This window comes from Janthinobacterium sp. JC611 (assembly GCF_018682595.1).
Taxonomy (GTDB): domain Bacteria; phylum Pseudomonadota; class Gammaproteobacteria; order Burkholderiales; family Burkholderiaceae_D; genus Janthinobacterium.
Genome location: NZ_JAFLJN010000034.1, coordinates 329,235 through 349,386 on the forward strand (window position 1 = coordinate 329,235; position 20,152 = coordinate 349,386).

General features: G+C 67.8%; 18 protein-coding genes. 5 read left to right on the forward strand and 13 right to left on the reverse strand.

Going from position 1 to position 20,152, the window contains the following annotated elements; all coding sequences use genetic code 11:
* Positions 1-21 precede the first annotated feature (21 nt).
* Both J0O65_RS21960 and J0O65_RS21965 read left to right on the forward strand, forming a co-directional pair.
* Entirely contained in the window at positions 22-1,212 is a 1,191-nt protein-coding gene (locus J0O65_RS21960; RefSeq protein ID WP_215409309.1) for a hypothetical protein, read from the forward strand.
* 87 nt (positions 1,213-1,299) lie between these two features.
* Complete coding sequence (locus J0O65_RS21965; protein ID WP_215409310.1) at positions 1,300-2,304, forward strand: 2-hydroxyacid dehydrogenase; 1,005 nt, start codon at positions 1,300-1,302, stop codon at positions 2,302-2,304.
* On the opposite strand, the gene J0O65_RS21970 is transcribed toward J0O65_RS21965, so the two are convergent.
* The gene (locus J0O65_RS21970; protein ID WP_215409311.1) at positions 2,293-2,655 is read right to left on the reverse strand and encodes a TfoX/Sxy family protein; all 363 of its coding nucleotides are present in this window, start codon (positions 2,653-2,655) and stop codon (positions 2,293-2,295) included. The genes J0O65_RS21965 and J0O65_RS21970 overlap by 12 nt on opposite strands.
* Before the next feature lie 98 nt (positions 2,656-2,753).
* On the opposite strand from J0O65_RS21970, the gene J0O65_RS21975 reads away from it, so the two are divergent.
* The 3 genes from J0O65_RS21975 (at position 2,754) to J0O65_RS21985 (ending at position 4,142) form a co-directional block, all read left to right on the forward strand.
* Positions 2,754-2,918 carry a hypothetical protein gene (locus tag J0O65_RS21975; RefSeq protein WP_215409312.1) on the forward strand — a complete coding sequence of 55 codons (165 nt, stop codon included), beginning with the start codon at positions 2,754-2,756 and terminating at the stop codon, positions 2,916-2,918.
* Entirely contained in the window at positions 2,915-3,382 is a 468-nt protein-coding gene (locus J0O65_RS21980) for a MepB family protein (protein WP_215409313.1), read from the forward strand. Before J0O65_RS21975 ends, J0O65_RS21980 begins: the two co-directional genes overlap by 4 nt.
* A gap of 475 nt (positions 3,383-3,857) precedes the next feature.
* The gene (locus J0O65_RS21985; RefSeq protein ID WP_215409314.1) at positions 3,858-4,142 is read left to right on the forward strand and encodes a hypothetical protein; all 285 of its coding nucleotides are present in this window, start codon (positions 3,858-3,860) and stop codon (positions 4,140-4,142) included.
* Positions 4,143-4,543: 401 nt separating this feature from the next.
* Here J0O65_RS21985 and J0O65_RS21990 read toward each other — a convergent pair whose 3' ends face one another.
* The 12 genes from J0O65_RS21990 to J0O65_RS22045 are packed head-to-tail and all read right to left on the reverse strand — an operon-like array spanning position 4,544 to position 20,149.
* Positions 4,544-4,933, reverse strand: coding sequence for a hypothetical protein (locus J0O65_RS21990; RefSeq protein WP_215409315.1), 390 nt, complete (start codon positions 4,931-4,933; stop codon positions 4,544-4,546).
* A 34-nt stretch (positions 4,934-4,967) separates the two neighbouring features.
* A complete protein-coding gene (locus J0O65_RS21995; RefSeq protein ID WP_215409316.1) occupies positions 4,968-7,397 on the reverse strand; it encodes a glycosyltransferase in 2,430 nt (809 codons plus the stop codon).
* A complete protein-coding gene (locus J0O65_RS22000; RefSeq protein WP_215409317.1) occupies positions 7,394-8,602 on the reverse strand; it encodes a TIGR04063 family PEP-CTERM/XrtA system glycosyltransferase in 1,209 nt (402 codons plus the stop codon). The genes J0O65_RS21995 and J0O65_RS22000 overlap by 4 nt, the downstream gene beginning before the upstream one ends.
* A gap of 4 nt (positions 8,603-8,606) precedes the next feature.
* Positions 8,607-10,559, reverse strand: coding sequence for an XrtA/PEP-CTERM system amidotransferase (locus J0O65_RS22005; RefSeq protein ID WP_215409318.1), 1,953 nt, complete (start codon positions 10,557-10,559; stop codon positions 8,607-8,609).
* A gap of 10 nt (positions 10,560-10,569) precedes the next feature.
* On the reverse strand, positions 10,570-11,772 hold the full coding sequence (locus tag J0O65_RS22010; protein WP_215409319.1) for a TIGR03088 family PEP-CTERM/XrtA system glycosyltransferase: 1,203 nt from the start codon (positions 11,770-11,772) through the stop codon (positions 10,570-10,572).
* Complete coding sequence (gene xrtA / locus J0O65_RS22015) at positions 11,762-13,372, reverse strand: exosortase A (protein WP_215409320.1); 1,611 nt, start codon at positions 13,370-13,372, stop codon at positions 11,762-11,764. Before xrtA ends, J0O65_RS22010 begins: the two co-directional genes overlap by 11 nt.
* A complete protein-coding gene (locus J0O65_RS22020) occupies positions 13,369-14,652 on the reverse strand; it encodes a TIGR03087 family PEP-CTERM/XrtA system glycosyltransferase (RefSeq protein WP_215409321.1) in 1,284 nt (427 codons plus the stop codon). Before J0O65_RS22020 ends, xrtA begins: the two co-directional genes overlap by 4 nt.
* Before the next feature lie 14 nt (positions 14,653-14,666).
* Positions 14,667-15,779 carry a FemAB family XrtA/PEP-CTERM system-associated protein gene (locus tag J0O65_RS22025; protein WP_215409430.1) on the reverse strand — a complete coding sequence of 371 codons (1,113 nt, stop codon included), beginning with the start codon at positions 15,777-15,779 and terminating at the stop codon, positions 14,667-14,669.
* A complete protein-coding gene (locus tag J0O65_RS22030; RefSeq protein ID WP_215409322.1) occupies positions 15,779-16,636 on the reverse strand; it encodes an XrtA system polysaccharide deacetylase in 858 nt (285 codons plus the stop codon). The genes J0O65_RS22025 and J0O65_RS22030 overlap by 1 nt, the downstream gene beginning before the upstream one ends.
* Positions 16,633-17,793, reverse strand: coding sequence for a non-hydrolyzing UDP-N-acetylglucosamine 2-epimerase (gene wecB / locus J0O65_RS22035; protein WP_215409323.1), 1,161 nt, complete (start codon positions 17,791-17,793; stop codon positions 16,633-16,635). The genes J0O65_RS22030 and wecB overlap by 4 nt, the downstream gene beginning before the upstream one ends.
* Before the next feature lie 12 nt (positions 17,794-17,805).
* Positions 17,806-19,341 carry a TIGR03016 family PEP-CTERM system-associated outer membrane protein gene (locus J0O65_RS22040; RefSeq protein ID WP_215409324.1) on the reverse strand — a complete coding sequence of 512 codons (1,536 nt, stop codon included), beginning with the start codon at positions 19,339-19,341 and terminating at the stop codon, positions 17,806-17,808.
* Complete coding sequence (locus J0O65_RS22045; protein ID WP_215409325.1) at positions 19,325-20,149, reverse strand: XrtA-associated tyrosine autokinase; 825 nt, start codon at positions 20,147-20,149, stop codon at positions 19,325-19,327. The genes J0O65_RS22040 and J0O65_RS22045 overlap by 17 nt, the downstream gene beginning before the upstream one ends.
* Between the last annotated feature and the right edge of the window lie 3 nt (positions 20,150-20,152).

The following is a 20,152-nucleotide window of genomic DNA, read 5'->3' on the forward strand; positions in this document are numbered from 1 at the left end:
TTGCTACTTCCCGTGCTGACCATGGATACCACCGCCCGCCGCTACCTCGCCATCTTCTTCGCCAGCGTGCTGGTCGCGCTGGCCCTCGTGTCCGCCGTGAATTACCGCGTCGACCCGTATCTGCTGCACCAGTGGGACAGCCCGCTGCTGCAGCGCCTGCGTCCCACGACTGAAAAGCTCAGCGCGTGGGGCAAGACGTACGCCGTGGCGCGCTACCGGCCCGCCGTCGTGTACATCGGCAATTCGCGCACGGAAATGGGCTTGCCGACGGGTGTGCGTGCCTTGTTCGACGGCAAGAGCGTCTTCAACAGCGCCGTGTCCGGCGCCTCCATCGGCGAGGCCATCCGGCTGGCCGAGCATGCGGCCAGGGTCAGCCATGTCGACACCATGGTGTGGGGCATCGACGCCCCCTCTTTTTCGCTGGAACTGGGCTCGGCCGGCGTGGAGCCGGGCCTGACGGCCGCCGGACCCGCGTTTTTCGCGCGGCGCGCATTGCTCAACATCAAGCGCGGCCTGACGGTGGACATGACGCGCGATACGTGGCGCATCCTCAGCGGCAGCTATGACGGCGTGTGCTTGTCCAGCCTGGCGCTGCACGGCCAGCGCGACGCGTCCTGCCTTACCAGCCGCCACCGTACCTGGACGGGCACGGCGCGCGCCTTCACGCCGCGCCTGCAGGAATTCGGCGATGGCCTGGGGCCGACGGCGCCCGCGCTGCGCGCCTTCGACGCCAGTGTCGGCAAGCTGTGCCGGGGCGGCACGCGCTTGCGCCTGTACATCAATCCCACGCACGCGCTCACGCTCGACGCCCTGTACTGGCGCGGCAAATGGGACGCCATGGAAACATGGCAGCGCGACCTGGCGCAGCTGGCCGGGCGCTACCGCCGGCAGGGCTGCGACGTGCGCCTGCTTGATTTTTCCGGCTTCAACAGCATCACCAGCGAGCCGATCCCGCAAGTGACGGGCGCGCGCGCCATGCGTTATTACTGGGAAGCGTCGCACTACCGCGACAACGTGGGCCGACTCATCCTGGCGCGCCTGTTCGGCGGCGACATGCCGCCACCGGCCGATTTCGGCGTCGAGCTGACGGAAGCCACGGTTGACGGCCATCAGGCGGCCATGCGCGCCGCGCGCGAGCGCTACCACGCGCAGCACGCCGAGGAAACAGCCTATCTGCGCCACGTGCTGACCTTGCCCCGCGAACCCAAATAGCGAGCGGCAAGCGCCAGGCGTACGCCGCGGGGCGGGGCGCTTGCGCTATGATGCTGTTTTGCCATCCAGCAAGTTTCAGGACGCCCCATGAAAATCGCCTTCTTCGCCAGCCAGCCCTACGACCGCCGTTTCTTCGATGAAGCCTTGCCGTCCCAGCCCGACGCCGCTGGCATCGAACTGGTGTATCACAGCGCCTTGCTGAGCCAGGAAACCGCGGTGCTGGCGCAAGGCGCGCAGGCCGTCTGCGTCTTCGTCAACGACGTGCTCGACGCGCCCGTGCTGGAAGCGCTGCACGGCTATGGCGTGCGCGCCATCCTGCTGCGCTGCGCCGGCTACAACAACCTCGACCTGGAAGCGGCGAAACGCCTGGGCTTTTTTGTCGCCCGCGTGCCCGCGTATTCGCCGGAAGCCGTGGCCGAATACACCCTGGCCCTCGTGCAAACCCTGAACCGCCACACGCACCGCGCCTACGCCCGCGTGCGCGAAGGCAATTTCTCGCTGGACGGCTTGCTGGGCGCGACGCTGCATGGCAAGACCGTGGGCATCGTCGGCACGGGCAAGATCGGCCTGGCCACGGCGCGCATCTTCAAGGGCTTCGGCTGCACGGTGCTGGGCCACGACCCGTATCCGGCGCCCGCGTTCGCCGAGCTGGGCACGATGGTGGAGCTGCCGCGGCTGCTGGCCGAGTCCGACATCGTTTCCCTGCATTGCCCGCTGATGGACAGCACGCGCCACATGATCAGCGAAGATACATTACCGCTGATGAAGAAGGGCGCCATGCTGGTGAACACCTCGCGCGGCGGCCTGATCGACACGGGCGCCGTCATCGAGGCGCTCAAGTCGCGCCAGCTCGGTTCGCTCGCCATCGACGTGTACGAGCAGGAAAGCAATCTGTTCTTCCAGGACCGCTCATCCGACATCATCGACGACGACATTTTTCAACGATTGATGACCTTCCCGAACGTGCTGGTGACGGGCCACCAGGGCTTCTTCACCATCGAAGCGCTGCGCGAGATCGCCGCCATCACGTATCACAACCTGGCCTGCTTCCGTGAAGGCAAGGCTTGCGAGAACAGCGTACTAGCCAGCTGATGCCGGTTTTTTGGGCTTGGGCGGCGGCTTGGGTTTTGGCTGCGGCAAGGCGTCCGCCGTGCGCCGCGCCAGCTGGCTGAGCCAGTCGCGCTCGTCCCACAGCCCGCCATCGATCAAAAAGTAGGGCTTGGCTTGCGGGTAGGGCGGCGCTTCCTGCGGCGTCCCCATGGTACTGATCCAGGCGCGGCCCGCGTCCGTCGGCTTGATGAACAGCTGGTCGTCGGCGACGATGGCGAACATCTTGCCGTCGCAATACAGACCGTATTCGCCAAACATTTTTTTCGCGCTGACGCCGCCCGCGCCCGCCAGTTGGTCGAGCAAAAAATCCACCGTGCCTTGCTGTGACGCCATGTCGTCCTCCGTCTGAGATCTCAGTGTAGCGCACTGGCCAGGATAGGCCGGCGCGGCTACACTATCGCCATTATTTATTTTGCATTAGCTATTTTGCCATGACACCCGAGCATATTATTCACGGCGGCACCCGCATCGTCCCTCCGGCCGCCAGCGATCCCGTTGCCAGTCATTCCGCGCCGGGCGGCTACGACATCCCGTTTGCCGTCCACGCCGAGGCGCTGCGGGCGGCCAAGGCCGCAGCCGTGTTCAGCGCGCAATGAAGGCCAGCCCCTGGGCTTTCCTGGGCTTGCCGCAAGCCCCCGTGCCGGAAGCGGAAAGCGCGGACTACGGCGCCTGCCGCGCCGACTTGCACGGCAAGCGCCTGGTCTTGCGCGTGGCGAAAACCACGCCGACGAAGATCGGCCAGTTCGTCACCGTCTGGAAGCGCCCCCATCCCGACGCCGACATCGCCCCGCTGGATGAAGCGGACCCCGTCGACGCCGTCATCATCGCAGTTAGTGACGGCGCGCGGCACGGCTTGTTCATCTTCCCGCGCAGCGTGCTGATCGAGCGCGGCGTGATGTCGCGCGCCGGCCAAGGCGGCAAGCGCGCGCTGCGCGTGTATGCGCCGTGGTGCGCGCCTGAATCCATCCAGGCGCAGAGCACGCAGCGCTGGCAAGGCGCGTGGTTTGTGGCGGCGGGGATGCAAGAGCGGCTGGCGCAGCTGCTGGAACTGGCCACCTGAATGTCGTGTTGCAGGCGATCCAATCCGTACAGCAGATCGTTTGCAATTATTCGAGAGTTTTCATATTCAAAATATCTGTATAGTTTATTAAATGTTATGGCGCGCAAGCATCGTTATTTTTCTAATTGTATGGGAGGCAAGGTGGGTAGTCTCAGTATTTGGCATTGGTTGATCATTCTGTTTGTTATATTCGCTACTGTTTTTCCTATATGGAGAATAGTTTCCAAGGCCGGTTTTTCTGGCTGGTGGAGTTTGCTGTCATTTGTTCCTGTCGTCGGATTTTTTGCTCTCTGGATATTCGCGCTTGTCGATTGGCCTGCCAAGGTACCTTCCGATAAATAAATTTAATTAAAATTAGACATGATTAATTTTAATTGAGAGTAGGTGTGGAGTTATTGTGCGCGGAGGAACACACATCCGAAGATGTGCTATCTGATTCTTGGTTTTACCAGCGGGCTAAAAAACAGGAGGAAATATGGAGAATGTCGCTGAACTGAAGAGGTTAATCACGCAGATATTGGTTCTGATTTCGCAACCTGAACCACAAACATTAAAGAAAGTCCTGGTGATGCTTGATGCAATTACCTCCCCGGAAAAATCAGAATCATGGAAAGTACTCGGTGACGCACTACTTGATGATGCGAAAAAGACCAGCACATCGGATGCCGATGCGCTCTTTTTAATTGTGGTGGGTAGTAGCTGCGTGGGAGTGTCAATCGGATTAAAACGTGAGGAAAACCGGAAGGCTACACAAGCCTGAGCCTGCATCAGGGATGGGCTATCCATGCAACAGGACGCAATCATATTTCTAGTTTCACGCCTTTTCCTGCAAATAAATGGATCGCCAACGCAGCGCCCACAACTTCCGACAGCAGACAGGGCCTTTGTTTTTTTTCTGACAGTTGGCCATATCACGCAGGCGTGACATTAAACAGGCGCATGGCCTTGAAGCTCGGCTCCAGACAGCTAGTGCCGTATTCAGAATTGCCTGTCTTGCAACTTGGCGCATCAGAGCGATTTCCTCCGCTGCAACCGAAATAGGGTTCGCCGGTCGCATGACCCGAGATGCGCTACAGGCCGGACACCGGCAGCCCGGCGACGGGAAGCGTGGCGCTCGTTGCCAGCACTGTTGGCGGCGGCTTCAGCCTGGTCGCCGCCATATCATGCCTCTCGGAACGCTGTCGCTGCGGCGACGACGTCGGCGTATCTTCCTTTCCGTAAGGCCTCGATCGGACTGCCGCCATTGAGCGACATGCGCGGATGGGTGAAGAATTGCCACTTGCTGGAACCGGCCAAATGTCCCAATTCCTTGCTGACTTTGCCGAGCTGCCGGCGGTTCAGCGCAGGATCGGCGTAGAAGGCAGGGTAACGTTTCTTGCCGGCGACGCTATCGAGGGAAAACATCCGCTGCTCCATCACCGCCTTGCTGATCGCCTGCCGTGTCACGCCCATCTGCCCGGCCAGCGTCCGTGAATCGATCAGTTCACCTTTCTTTTCAAGGCGCGCATACCTTTCCAGTTCCTGGAGGTTGGCATGGGAAACGGCAGGCACGCCCGGCACAACTATCTGTCATCGCATATCGGCGTCAAGCCACCTCGCTCACCACGTACCGGTACTTGCCCGACGCTTCCGCCGTGATCTCGTCGACTTCCTCGATGATGACGTCCACCTGCGCGCCCAGCCGGGCCTGGAAGCCGGCCACGATGGTGTTGCGCGTGGCGTCATCGAGGCGCGGCAGGCAGACCAGCAGCACGCGCGTGCGCAGCAGGCTTTCCTGGATGATCTTGAAACTGCGCACCTGCGGCAGTTCGCGCACGATGTAGACGAGGGCCAGGCCGTGCATGACGGTGCCGTCCGCGGCGGTGAGGAAATCCGTGCTGCGCCCTTCGATTTTCTGCAGCAGGGGCAGGCCGCGGCCGCAGGCGCACGGCTCGGTGCCCAGTGCGCCCACGTCGCCCGTGGCGTAGCGGATGAAGGGGTAGTCCTGCGTGGCCAGGTGGGTGACGACGATCTGGCCCGTGGCCCCTGGCGGCAGCGGCTGGCCCTGGGCATCGAGGATTTCCACGATGACGTCTTCGGCCGTGACGTGCATGCCGCCGTCCGGGCATTCGTGGGCGATGAAGCCGGCGTCGCGCCCGCCGTAGCCGTTGGCGACGGGGCAGCCGAAGGCGGCGGCGATCTGCGCGCGCTGCTCGTCGTACAGGCGTTCGGCCGTGACGAACGCCACTTTCACGCCCAGGCCGTCGAGCGGCAGGTCGCGCGCGCTGGCGTGGCTGGCGATGCGGCACAGGGCGGACGGGTAGCCGAACAGCATGCGCGGACGCCAGCGGCGCAGCTGCCGCACGTAAGCGTCGAGGCGGGCAGGCGACATGGCGAACGCGGGCAGCAGCATGGTGCGCAGCAGCGCGTCGCGCAGGCGGCGCAGGCGGTCCTGCGCCTGCAGCTCGATGGGCGAACCCCACAGCACGGCTTCGCGGTCGCCGATGTCGACGCCCCACCAGCGCGTGGCGCGCCACTTGGCGGCGATGTCGTGGCTGACGCGGCGCCGCCCGAGGAAGAATTGCAGCGGCTCGCCGCTGGAGCCGCCCGTGGCGAACGGCCGCAAACCTACGGCGCGCGACGACTTGAAACTGTCGCGCGCGGCGGCGATATCGCTTTTGCGCAGCAGCGGCAGGCGGGACAGGTCGGCCAGTTGGTGCACCTGTTCCGGGTCGAAGCCGCAGCGGGCGTACAGCGCGCGGTAATAGGGCACGTGCTGGCCCGCGTGGCGCAGCAGGTGGCGCAGGCGCGCCAGCTGCCACTGTTCCAGCTGCCGCGCGCTCCACCACTGCGAGCGTTCCAGCCGGCGCAGCAGGCGCGTGCTGTGGTGGCCCTTGAGCCATTCATGCAGGGGAAACAGCCAGCGTGACACGCAGCGCGTGTAGAAGCCGGGGCGCGGCGCGGCGCGGATGCGCCTGTAATGCGCGGCCAGCCTGGGCGCGATGCCGGGCCAGCCGAAGGTGGCGGCGTGCGCCAGGCCCGCGTTGACCAGCGCTTGCGCGCGGGGCGGGTCGCGCAGCAGCGCCACGATGGCGTGCGCCATGGCGGCCGGATCGCCGGGCGGCACCAGCAGCGCCGTCACGCCATCTTGCAGCAGGGCGGGGATGCCGCCCACGTTGGTGCTGACGACGGGCACGCCGCAGGCCAGCGCCTCGAGCACGGAAATGGGCATGTTGTCGGCCAGGCTGGGATTGAGGACGATGTCGCTGGCCTGGAACAGGGCCGGCATGGCGGCATTGTCGACGGGGCCGGCGAAGCGCACGGCGTCCAGAACGCCGAGGGACCCGGCCAGGCGCGCCAGCGCCGCGCGCTGCGGCCCGCCGCCGGCCAGCACCAGGCGCGCCGCGGGATAGCGTTGACGCACGAGGGCGAAGGCGCGCACGGCGCTGGCGTTGTCGTACAGGCTTTCCAGGTGGCGCGCCACGAGGATACGCGGGCCATCGGCGGACGCTGATGCGGCAGGGCTAAAGCGCTGCAGGTCCACCACGTTCGGCACGATGTGGGCCGTATGGCCATATTGCTCGAAGACGCCGGCCAGGTAGGCCGACGGCACGACGATGGCGCTGGCGCGGCGCAGGCTGAAGGCCAGCAGGCGCGGCGAACGGGCGAAAAAGACGGCCGCTTCGCCGCCCCGGTAGTTGAGCAGGGCCGGCTTGCCTTTCAGGCTGGCGATCCACAGCGCGGGCGCGGCCTGCAGATGCCAGGACCAGCCGGAATTGGCCATGATGTGGAACAGGTCGACCGTATTGGCGGCGCGCCACAGGCGCCACAGGTGCACGGGCAGGCGCAGCGCGGCGCGCAGGTAGCGGATGCGCGCCAGCCAGGGCGGCAGCGCGGGGCCGTTGACGGCCAGCAGCTGCACTTGCGCGCCGTCCTCGCGCAGCTTGCGCGCCAGTTGCGCCGTCTGATTGGCCATGCCGCCGGCCGGCGGCGGCAGCGGGCCGACCAGTGCGATGCGCAAGCCCATGAAGATCATGGCGTCGCTCCTGCCGCCACGCGCGCATAGACGGGCGCATAGCGGCCCACGCTGGCGCTCCAGCTGCGCTCCGTCTCGACGAAGGCGCGCGCCTGGCGCCGCAGCGCCGGCCAGTTGGCGGGCGCCAGCAGCAGGGCAAGGATGGCTTGCGCCAGCGCCTCGGCGTCGCCGGCGCGAAACAGCATGCCCGTCTTGCCATGGTCGATCAGTTCGCGGTGGCCGCCCACGTCGGACGCCACCACGAGGCGGCCCTGCGCCATCGCCTCCAACGGTTTCAGGGGCGTCACCAGCTCCGTCAGGCGCATCGGCAGGCGCGGGTACACGCAGATGTCGACCAGCTGATAATACGCGCCCACCTGCGCATGCGGCACCCTGCCCGCGAACACCACCGCGTGGGTTATGCCCAGGCGCGCCGCCAGCGCGCGCAGGGCCGCTTCCTGCGGCCCGCCGCCGGCCAGCAGCAGCCGCAGTGCCGGCTGCGCGGCCAGCAGGCGCGGCATGGCGCGCAGGAGCAGGGCCAATCCTTCGTAGGCATAGAAGGAGCCGATGAAGCCGATCACCAGACCACCATCGAGGCCCAGCGTGCGGGCCAATGCCGGATCATGAGCTGCATGGAAAGCGCCGGCATCGACGGCGTTCGGGATGACCGTGATCTTATGCGCGGGCACGCCGCGCGCGCACAGCTCGCGCCGCAAGCCGTCGCAGATGGTGGTGACGGCGTCGGCGCGGTGCAGCGCATAGCTTTCCAGCGCGCGCGTGAGGCGGTAGCGCAGGCCGCCGGGACGGCTGCTGCCATGGTCGGCGGCCGCGTCTTCCCAGAAGGCGCGCACTTCATACACGACGGGAATGCCCAGCGCGCGCCCCGCGTTGAGGGCGGCGATGGCGTTCAGGGCGGGCGAATGCGCATGCAGGATGTCGGGCTTGAGACGCTGCGCCAGCCGCCGCAGGCGCACGGCCAGGCCGACGATGACGGCCACTTGCCGCAGCACGGGCAGGCGCGCCCACCAGCGCGCATCGGGCGCCGTGCGGTAGAAATGCCAGCCGTCGACCAGTTGCTGCGCACCATCGGACGGACCCTGCTTGGCACTCGTGAGCTGTGTCGTATGCCAGCCCAGCGCGCGCTGCTGCCGCAGGATGGCCAGGGTGCGGAAGGTGTAGCCGCTGTGCAGCGGCAGCGAGTGGTCGAGGATGTGCAGGATGCGCATGGATTCACTCCAGCGCCATGGCCGGCGCGGGCGCCTGCGTCTTGCGGCCGTCGACTGGCAGCACCTGGCGCAGGAAGGACTCGAACATCAGCAGCGCCCACAGGGGCGCGCTGTAGTCGCGCCGGCCGCTCGCATGTTGATCGAGCAGCTGGCGCACGTAATCCATGTCGAACAGGCCGCACTGCGCCAGGGTGGGGCCCAGCAGCCGCTGTTGCAGGCGCTGGCGCAAGGGGCCGCGCAGCCAGTCGGCCAGCGGAATGGAAAACCCCATCTTCTGGCGGTACAGCAGGGTGTCGGGCAGCAGCGGGCGCAGGGCTTTTTTCAGCAGGTACTTGCCTACACCGCGCCGCAGCTTGAACTGCGGCGGCAGGCCCGACATCCACGCCACCAGTTCATGGTCGAGCAGGGGCGAGCGCACTTCCAGCGCATGCGCCATGCTGGCCCGGTCCACCTTGGTGAGGATGTCGCCGGGCAGGTAGGTTTTCAGGTCCAGGTACTGCACTTGCGACAGGGGATCTTGCGCGGGACTGGCCAGCGCGTGGCGGCGCAGCACTTCCACGGCCCGGTAGCCGTACAGGCTGCGGCGCAGTTCAGGGCTGAACAGGCGCGCGCGCATGGCGTCGCCCAGCAGGCAGACGCCGTGAAAATACGCGTCCGTCGTGTCGCGCGCCAGGCCTTCGAAGGTGGTCTTGGCGCGCAGGAAGCGGGGCGCCCAGTCGGCCTTCGGGTACAGCCGCCCGAGGGTGCCGAACAGCGACTGGCGCAAGCCGGCCGGCAGCAGCGGGTCCATCGCCTTGCGCACTCTTTCCTCGCGCGTGTGCAGGCGGTAGCGCCGGTAGCCGGCCAGGCTTTCATCGCCGCCGTCGCCCGACAGGGCCACCGTGACCCGCTGGCGCGCCAGCTGGCAGACGCGGTAGGTGGGCATGGCGGAACTGTCGGCGAACGGTTCGTCGTACAGCCTGGCCAGCAGGTCGATCAGCTCGAAGTCGTCCTGCGCGACCTGGCGCGCATGGTGCGCCGTGGCGTAGCGGCGCGCCACCAGGTCGGCGTAGCGCGCCTCGTTGTAGGCCGGGTCGCCGAACGAGATGGAGCAGGTGTTGACGGGCGTGCTGCTGGCACCGGCCATCAGCGCCACGACGGCGCTGGAATCGACGCCGCCCGACAAGAACGCCCCCAGCGGCACTTCGGCCACCATGCGGATGCGCACGGCTTCGCGCAGGCGCGCCAGCAGTTCGTCGGCCGCCTGCGCCTCGCTGGCGGGCGGGTTCGGCGTGAACGGGATGTCCCAGTACGCTTGCGGCGCGGGCAGCGGCTGGCCGGCGCGGATCGACAGCGTATGCCCGGGCGGCAGCTTGCGCGCGTGCTGGAAGATGCTGCGCGGCTCGGGCACGTAGCCGTAGGCGAAATACTCTTCCACCGCCAGCGGGTCGAGCGCGCGCGGCATGGCAGGGTGGGCCAGCAGGGCCTTCAGTTCGGAGCCGAACAGCAGGGTGCCGTCGTCCGCCTCGCCGTAGTACAGCGGTTTGACGCCCAGGCGGTCGCGCGCCAGGAACAGCAGATGGCGCCGGCGGTCCCACAGGGCGAAGGCGAACATGCCGCGCAGGCGCTGCACGCATTGCTCTCCCCATTGTTCCCAGGCGTGGACGATGACTTCCGTGTCGCTGCTGGTGCGGAAGGCGTGGCCGAACTGGCGCAGTTCCGCCATCAGGCTGCGATAGTTGTAGATTTCGCCATTGAAGACGATGGCGATGCTGCGGTCGGCGTTGAACAGCGGCTGCTGGCCGCTGGCCAGGTCGATCACGGACAGGCGCCGGTGCGCCAGGCCCAGTCCCGGCTCGCGGTGCAGACCTCCTTCGTCCGGCCCACGGTGGCGCAGGCTGTGGTTCATGCGCGCCAGCAGCAGCACGTCGATGTCGCGCTGGCCCTGCAAATCAAAGATGCCGCTGATGCCGCACATGGGAGGCCTTTCAGGGAGTGGTGGACAGGGGAGAAGGCTGGCGCGCGCCCGTCAGGCGGTCGTACACGGCCAGGTAGGCGCCGGCCATGGCCGGCAGGCTGTGTTCGGCCAGCACCTGGCGCCGCCCGCGCGCGCCGTGACGGGGGCCCAGCTCGGGCATGCTGTAGTAGTCGAGCATGGCGTCGGCCAGCATCTCGGGCGAACCGGGCGGCACCAGGGTGCCGCTCCAGCCCGACTGCACCAGTTCCGCGTTGCCGCCCACCTGCGTGGCGACGATGGGCAGCCCCGTCGCCATCGCTTCGAGGATGGTGTTCGAGCTGCCTTCGGCCAGCGACGGCAGCACGAACAGGTCCATCGCGCGCAGCAGTTGCGCCACGTCGTCGCGCGCGCCGGGCAGCCAGGCTAGATGGGCCACGCCGGCCTGCCGCAGCAGATCCAGGCAGGCCTGGCGGCACGGCCCGTCGCCCACGATGAGCAGGCGCAGGCGCGCGCGGGCGCCCGGCTGCGCCTGCAACAGCAGGAACGCCTGCACCAGCGAGACATGGTCCTTGACGGCCGTCATGTGGCCCACGCTGCCGATGACGAAGGCGCCATTGCACAGGAATCCGGGCGGACCCACGGCGGCCGGCGGCCCCAGGCGCGGATGGAATTGCACGCTGTCGACGCCATTGCCGATGTGCGACACCTGCGCGGGCGCCGCGCCGATGGCATCGACCAGCCACAGTCCCAGGTCGGCGCTGACGGCGATGAAGTGCTGCACCAGCGGCAGCATGCATTTGCGCAGCAGCCGGTATTTGCGGCGGGTGCCGTGCAAGTCGCTGATGTCGCGTCCGTGTTCGCCATGCACGCGCAAGCGCACGCCGGCCAGGCAGGCCAGCAGTTGTGCTTCGAGGCAGCCCAGGTTGCGCGTGTGCACCAGTGCCGGGCGCAGCTGTTTCAGTACGCGGTACAGGTGCAGGTAGTGGCGCCAGTCCTTGCCTTCGCGCTTGCCCAGGCTGATGATGTCGACGCCAGGGGTGGTCAGGCGCTGGCGAAACGCGGTGGCATTTTTCAGGCAGACGATGGTGTGCCGGTAGCGTTCCGGCGGCAAATGGTTGATCAGGTTGACCAGGCCGTTTTCCAGTCCGCCCACGTCGAGCTGGTGGATCACGTGCACGATCAGGGGGGCGCTGCCGGCCTGCGGCGTGTGGCCCGCGTCGGTGTCAGGGGCCATGCGGCAGCTCCCGCAAGCGTTGTTCGATGACGGGCAGCGCCGCCTGCAGGAACGCCTGCAGCTGCGCGTATGGCGGCGGCGCCAGCTCGTCATAGGCGGCAAAGACGAGGAGGTCGGCGCCGTCCTGGCGCCTGCCCAGCAGCTTGGCTTGCGCCAGCAGCAGTTTCACCAGCACGGGCCTGGCCGTGACGATGCCGCCCTGGCGGTAGACGCGCCACACCAGCAGGCGTTCGCCGCCGTGGGCCAGCACGCTTTCGCGCACGCCCAGGGCGCCGCTGGCCAGGTCGACCTGCCGCACGCGCTGCGCCAGGGGGAGCCAGCGCGGGCCGTAGGGCGACGTCTGATGCGTCAGCAGCTCGGCATCGCGCGCCTGGCGCGCATACCAGTGCAATTGCAGCCCCACCGGCGCGCCGGCGCCGTTCTGGCGCGCATAGGTGGCGGCAAACAGGGCGGGCGCGCCCGCATACGGCGCCTGCCATATCGGCACCCCCGGCGCCGCGTCGTGCAGGCGCCGCCAGGCGGGCGGATCGGGCAAGGCCAGCACGATGGCGGGCGGCTTGGCGCCGTCGTCACGGTGGCTGGCCAGGGCCAATGCCGGCCACAGCGCCGCCAGCAGCAGGCAGGCGACGCTGGCGCGCGTGACGGCGCGCGGGCTGGCCGCGGCGGCGCCAGCGCCAGGCCGGGCGGCCAGGGCGGGCGGCCTGGCAGGTGGCAAGAGCGGCGCCGGCGGCGGTTCGCGCCAGCGCGCGGCCAGCCAGAACAGCAACAGCGCCACCAGGCCGAAGAACAGCCAGCCATAGATCAGGTGGTCGACGCCCACGGCCAGGCGCATGTTGCTCAGGTGGCCCAGCATCACGATCATATAGGCGCGCACGCCATTGGCGAGGATGGGCACGAGCAGGGCGGCGGCCATGACGGCCAGGCGCCGCCGCGTGCTGTGGAAGTTGACATGGGCGAACAGGGCGCCCAGGGCCAGTGCGGCGATCAGGTAGCGCAAGCCGCTGCAGGCCTCCACCACCGACCAGTTTCCCGTGGGCAGTGAAAAATTGCTGCCATCGCGAAACACGGGCACGCCCGTCCATTGCAGCGCGGTGACGGTGAAGGTAGCCGTGAAGTCGATCAGGGGCTCGAGGAAGACTTCGCCAAACGGCACGGCGAGAAACAGGTAGGCCAGCGGGAAAGCCAGCAGGCGTACGGCCGGCGGGCCGAGGATGGCCAGCACGCAGGCGGGCAGCATGGCCGTGGCCGCATATTGTTCCACCACGGACACGTTGGCGGCGTCGGCCAGCAGCCAGGCCAGGCCCAGCGCGCCCAGCAGCAGCAAGCCCGGCCACGACGGCCGGGGCGCCAGCGCGGCCAGGCGGGCGCGCTGGCGCCAGGCCAGCCAGCAGCTGATGGGCACGATCAAGAAACCATGCGCGAAGGTTTGCGAGCGCGACCACAGCTCCAGCATCGACCAGAAGGTGGCGTGGTACAGCAGCACGACGGCGGCCAGGGCCAGCAGCAGGAGCATCAGCGATCGCCGCGGGCCATGCCCGCGCCCGCGCGGCAGGACGCCTGCATCCGGCAGGCGGGCCAGCTGGTCGAGTTGCACGCTCATGTCGATGGCTCCCGCGCGGGCTGTGGCGGCGCGGCGGCGCCGCCGGCCACCGCATCGGTTGGCAAACCCAGCATGGCGCCCAGGCCGCGCAGATTGCGGTCCCAGTCGTAATCCTGCAACACCAGCTGGCGCGCCGCCGCGCCCATGGCCGCGCAGCTCCGTTCGGCCGCGTCGTCCTGGGCATGGCGCAGCACGCGCGCGGCATGGTGGATGAATTCGGCGTCGTCGCGCGCCAGCAGCAGTTCCAGGCCCGGCTGGGCGGCGATGCCTTCCAGCGCCTGTGGCGTGGCCAGCACGATCTTGCCCATCGCCATCGCTTCGAGCACCTTGTTTTGCACGCCGCGGGCGATGCGCAGGGGCGCCACGGCCAGTGCCGCGCCGGCCAGGTAGGGGCGGATGTCGGGCACCTTGCCCGTCACCACCACGCCGGCCACCCTGGCCAGCGCCGTCACGGCCGGCACGGGCGCGCTGCCGACGATATAGAAGCGCAGCCGGGGAAACTGGCGCCGCAGGGCGGGCCAGACGTGGCGCACGAACCATTGCACGGCGTCGATGTTCGGCCAGTAATCCATGGCGCCAGTAAACACCAGCGCCTGCACGCCGTGCGGGTAGATGGCGGGCTGGGCCGCCATGGGCGTGAAATACGCCGTGTCGACGCCGTTGTTGAAGTAGCCCGTCTTGCGCCGCGCCATCGGCGCGCACTGGCGGAACAGGGTCGCTTCGGCGGACGAGACGAAGCTGGCGGCCGTAAACTGTTGGGCGATATGGCGCTCGTACTGCAGCAGCAGCTGCGCTTCGCGCCGGTACAGCAGCGACATGGGCCAGGGCTTGCTGTCGCCGTACTGGCGCCATTTGTCGGAATCGACATCGACGAAGTCGATCACGCGGTGCAGGGAACGGCCCGCGCTGCCGTCGATGTATTGCGCCATGGGGCCGGAAAAGGCCAGCGCGTGGCGTACCTTGCCGTCCGCCAGCAGGCCGTCGACCCATTGCAGCAGGCGCGCATCGCGGTAGTACTGCACGCTCATGGCTTGCCGCGACAGCAGCGCCTGCATGGCGCGCCAGCGGGCCGCGCCGCGCGGCAAGTCGATGAAGCGCGTGCTGGCGCACAGGTCGGCCACGCTTTTCGTGTGCCGCCAGTCGTCGTCATCGTCGATGAAGCAGCCCAGGTGCACGCGGAAATGCCGGCTCAGGTAGCGCAAGATATGCCACGAGCGTATCTTGTCGCCCTTGTTGGGCGGATACGGCAGGCGGTGGGCGAGGAAGAGCAGTTCGCGCATGGTGTGTCCCTCGCCTAGCCCAGCTGCCGCACGATGTGCGGCCCCAGCAGGTTGGCCAGCGGCAGCGGCAGGCGGCGCCAGGCGCGGATGAACAGCGCGTATTTCGGATTCAGGGGATTGACTTCCGGCAAGGTCTTGGCGCGCACGAGCCGGCAGGCGTAGGGCAGCGGCTGCGGCGTGAAACCCCAGTTCTTCTTGAAGTCGTATGCGCCGGTACCGAGCTTGCTGCGGCCGAAATCGAACAGGCGGCAGCCGCGCGCGCTGGCGCGGCGCATCGTTTCCCAGTACATGAAATCGTTGGCGCCCGTGCTGCGCGCCAGCACGCTGCCGCCGCCGTAATACGGCAGCACTTCATCGCGGAAATAGAACAGCAGCACGCTGGCCTGCGCCTGCTGGCCGTGATACACGGTGAGGATGTCGCAAGCGTCAGCAAACACCGTGCGCAGCAGGGAAAAATGGCGGCGCGCGAAGACGGGCGTACCCAGCCGGTGCACGCTGGCCGCGTAGATCGGGTAGAAACGTTCGACGTCATGCTCGATGGCGCTGTGCAGGCCGCCCGCCATGGCCTTGCGCACGACGGCGCGCTGCTTGCGGGGAATCGCCAGCAGATTCTGTTCCGCATCGGCGTGCAATGGGCGGCGGAAGGTCGCGTACAGGGGGGGGGGCAGCCAGGCCGCGTCCCGGTTGATCGCCTCGCTTTCCGGCGCCTCGCGCCAGCGGTATTCCAGGTGCCCCACGCCGAGGCGCCGCGCCAGCGCCTGCGCGGCGCCGTCGAGGGCCTGGCGCACCTGCGCGCCGCCGCCGGCGATGCCGCCGTACACGCAAAACGGCAGCGAGACGAGCGAAGAGCCGAACAAACGGCTGCGCAGATGGGCCAGCGGCAGCACGCCGGCGATGCGCCCATCCTGTTCCGCGTACAGGAAATGGCTGTCATGCTGAAAACCTTGCTGCATGATGGTTTGCCAGCCGGCGCGGTGAAAGAAGGTCGCTTCCGGGCACGTGTCGACGAAGGCATCCCAGCGCGCATGTTCGTGTCCCTGCAGCGACCGCACGGCAATGGCGCTGGCGCGCGGCATGTCGCCGGGCGGTGGCGCCGGGAGGTCGAACGGAAGGCTGGCCTCGTGCATCATGTGCTTTCCAGAAAAATACGGTCCATGCGGTCCCAGGAGAAATCGCGCGTCAGGCGTCCCAGCCGCGCTTCCATGCGCCCCAGGTTCAGGTAGTGGCGAAAGCGCGTCTTCGCGCTCAGGCCGGGCGGACGCGGCTGGCCGGGATCGAGTTCCCAAGGATGAAAATAGAATATGCCAGCTTGCCCGTCGCGCGAATTGATGCGCCGCAAAAGCCAGCGCGACAGTGCATATGGCATCAGCCGGAAGTAACCGCCGCCGCCGGCCGGCAGGTTGCGCCCGCGCAAGAGCACTGTGCTGACGGGCAATTCCAGCATGCCGTGCGGCCCCCGCGGGCGCCAGGCGAAGCGGGGAGCGTCCGGCATGCCGTAGTGGTCGTGGCGGATCGGGTAGATGCTGGAACTGTAGCGGTAGCCCGCTTCCTGCAGCACGTCGAAGGCCCACAGATTGGCCGCGCCGATGGAAAAGCTGGGCGCCCGGTAGCCGTGCACGGCCAGTCCCGTTATTTGCTCCAGGATGGTCTTGCTGTGGCGCACGTCGTCGGCGAACTGCGCGGCCGACTGGTCGCAGGCGCGCAGGTGCGCATAGCCGTGGCTGGCCACTTCGTGCCCGGCGGCGGCCACCCGGCGCAGCATGGCCGGATAGCGCTCGGCGATCCAGCCCAGGGTAAAAAAGGTGGCGTGGATGCGACGGTTCTCGAGCAGCAGCAGGATGCGCTCGACGTTCGCCTCGACGCGGCATTCCAGGCGCGGCCAGTCGGCGCGCGCGATGTGCGGCGCGAAGGCGGACACCTGGAAATAGTCTTCCACGTCGATGGTCAGCGCGTTGCGCAAGATCAAAGATGACGGCGGCGTCATGGCGTGCCCCGATGCGCCGCCAGCCAGGGCGCGATGACGGCGGCGATGCGCCCGGCCGCGTGGCCATCCCACAGGGGCGGCAGGCGGCCGCGCTTGCCTCCCGTGTCGAGGATGGCCCGCGCCAGCGCCAGGATGGCGGCCGGCTGCGTGCCGGCCAGGGTATTCGTGCCGTCGCTCACCGTGACGGGGCGCTCGGTCGTGTCGCGCAGGGTCAGGCAGGGCACGCCCAGGGCCGTGCTTTCTTCCTGGATGCCGCCCGAATCCGTCAGCACCAGGCGCGCATCCTGCATCAGGCCCAGCATTTCCAGGTAGCCCAGCGGCGGCAGGCGGACGATGGCATACCGCGCCAGCATCGCTTCCAGGCCCGCCTGACGCAGGCCGGCCGCCGTGCGCGGGTGGAGGGGGAACAGCAGCGGCAACTGCGCCGACAGCTGCCCCAGCGCCTGCAGCAGCGCTTCCAGTTGCGCCGGATCATCCACGTTCGACGGCCGGTGCAGGGTCAAGAGCCCGTAGGCGGGCGGGCAGGCGTGGCCGTGGGCGCGCAGGGTGGCGGCCGGCTGGATGGCGCGCGGCAGCTGCTGTCGCAGGCTGTCGATCATGACGTTGCCCGTGAAGTGGATGCGTTCGGGGGCGATGCCTTCGCGCAGCAGGTTGGCGCGCGCGCCTTCCTCGCTGGTGAGCAGCAGGCTTGATAACTGGTCCGTCAGCACGCGGTTGATTTCCTCGGGCATGCCGCGGTCGCCGCTGCGCAAGCCCGCCTCGACGTGGATCACGGGCGTGCCGCGCTTGGCCGCCACCAGCGCGCAGGCCAGCGTGGAATTGACGTCGCCCACCACCAGCACGGCATCGGGCGCCAGCGGCGGCCAGGCGTCGAGCACGGCGTCGAAGCGGCGCATGATCTCGGCCGTCTGCTGCGCGTGGTTGCCGGAGCCGACGTCGAGGGCGATGTCGGGCGCACGCATGTCCAGGTCCAGAAACAGTTGTCCGTTCATGGCCGTGTCGTAATGTTGACCAGTGTGCAACAAGGTCACGCGCACGGCAGGTGCCTGGCGCGCCAGGGCGGCCAGGATGGGCGCCATCTTCATCAGGTTGGGGCGCGCGGCCACCACGCACAGCAGGTGCGCCGGCGCGGCGGGTGCAAGAGAGGGTTCGGACATGCTGCGGCCTCCTTAGAATTGTATGGTGAGCGTGGCGCTGACGCCGTTTTCGCGGTAGTCTCCGCCGCGGTTGCTGGCGTGCCGCGTATGCCGCACGTCGACGGTGGCCGTCATGTCCCGCTGCAGGATGCGGCTGTAGCCCGCCGTGACGGTGATATTGTTGTCGCGCCGGGGCGCGCTCAGCGAGCGCACGCCGGCGTAGCCGGCATTCGCATTGACGGTGGTGCGCGCACCGGCTTGCCAGCTCCAGCCCACATTGGCGCCGATCTGGCGCGTGCGGTCTTCGCTGCCGAACTCCACGCCGGGCAACAGGCCGCTATCGATGCCGCTGGCCGTTTGCGCTGTGCGGTCGACGGCGCTGATGCCGGCGATCAGCGTGCTTTTCGCCGTGGCGCGCGCCATCGTCAGCTTCAGCTGCTTTTGCAGGAAATAGCGATGGCTGAAGTAATTGATGGCGCCCCGTTCCGGCCCCAGGCTGTTGGCGTAGCGCAGGAAGGCATCGATGCGCAGGCGCCGGTCGCGCGCGTTGGGGAAGATGCCGCGCCACAATTGGTCGAGCAGCTGGGCCGCGTCGCGGTCGCCCAGGCGCGAAAACTGCGTGGGCATGGTGGTGATGTTTTCACTGTAATTGAGTTGCCAGTTGGTATGGCGCTGCATGAAATTGGCATCGAGGCTGTACGTGGTGCCGAAAAAGCGCTTGCCCGTGCTGAAGGCCACGCTGGTGCGCGGCGACGGCGTCCACACGCCGCCCAGCGACCAGAAGCGGCCCGCCGGCGCCTTGCCGGTGCTGGATGGATAGCCTTCTTTTTCCATGCCGCCGCTGGCCGTGGCCGACCATTTGCTGCTGAACGGGTAGCGCAGGCCCGCGCTGCTGCGCTGCATGCGCACGGGCGCCAGCTTGCTGTCCTGCGTGCGGCGCACGTCGTGGCTGGCGTTCCAGGTCCAGCCGTTGCCGCGCGGCTCGCCACCTAGCAGCAATTGCATTTCATCGCTGTGCACGGACAGCAGTGCGCCGCCGCTGTCGACCGTGTTGCGCGTGTAGCGCAGCTCGGCCGTGGCCAGGCCGCGGAAACGGTGGCGCAGGTAGGGGCTGATGCCGGTGGTGCGCACGGTGCTGGTATTGTCCGTGTCGGGCAGCTCGTCTATCAGTTGCGGGCCGAACGGCGAGATGTTGCGCCGGCTCACGCTGGCATCGGCATCGATGAAAAACCAGTCCTTGACCAGCTCGGCGTCGGCCGAGGCGTGCAGTTCGTGGCTGTCCGTATCGGCGCGCTGGCTCGACAGGAACTTGCGCCAGCTGTAATCGAGATGCACGCGCAGGCGGGGGCCTGTGCCGATGAGGGCGATGGCGGGCGCGATTTCCGTGATGAAGTCCGATTGCTCCTTGCCGGGCGGCGCGCGCAAGCCATTGTCCGTATAGCTTTCGCGCAGGCGCAGCGACGGTTTGACCAGCCAGTCGACGGCGCCGGCAGGCAGCGGCAGCAGCAGGGACAAGAATGGCAGCAGCGGCAGCGGCAGCGGCCCCCGGCGGCTAATCGTAATAGCCATAGCCGTAGTAGCCGTTGCCGGGGAACGATTTGGTCTTGTTGTAGATTAAATGAATGTGTTCGCACGATTCGATCTGCCGCAGCGCTTCCTTGACGGCGTGCTGGGTCGTCGTTTCCGCCTCGACCACCATCACGACCTGGCCCATTTGCCCCACCAGCGCATGCGCCTCGCTGGTGATCAGGAGGGGCGGCGAGTCGAAGATGACGACGCGGTCGGCATAGCGGCTGGCGATTTCGGCCAGCAGGCGGCTCATGGCCCGGCTGGCCAGCAATTCCGTCGCGTGCTTGTTGCTGCGCCCGGCGGGCAGGATGCTCAGATTGGCCACGTTGGTTTTCAGGATCACGTCCGCCATGGCCAGTTGCGGGTCCAGCAGCACGTCCATCAGCCCCGGTTCGGGCGGCAGGCCCAGCACCTTCAGCACGGCCGGGCGCGCCACGTCGGCATCGACCAGCAGCACCGTGATATCCATTTCCATGGCGATGCTCATGGCCAGGTTGACGGCGCAGTAGGTCTTGCCTTCGCCCGGCATGGCGCTGGTGACGACGATCAGGTTGCCGTGGCGGATGGCCTCGGCGCCGGTGGCGCGCGCCTGGCGCAGCAGCGGGCGCTTGATGATGCGGAAATCCTCGGCCACCGAGCTGCGACCGCCTTCCTGCGTGAGCATGCCTTGCTCCGCCAGCCGGGCCAGGTTGAGGGGGCGGTACTGCGGCGAGCGGGCCGCGTCCGCACCCTCGGCAACATAGGGCACGCTGGCCTCGGCCACGCCCAGGATGGTGGGTTCCTGCTTGCCGCTATCCTTGCTGCTCATCGT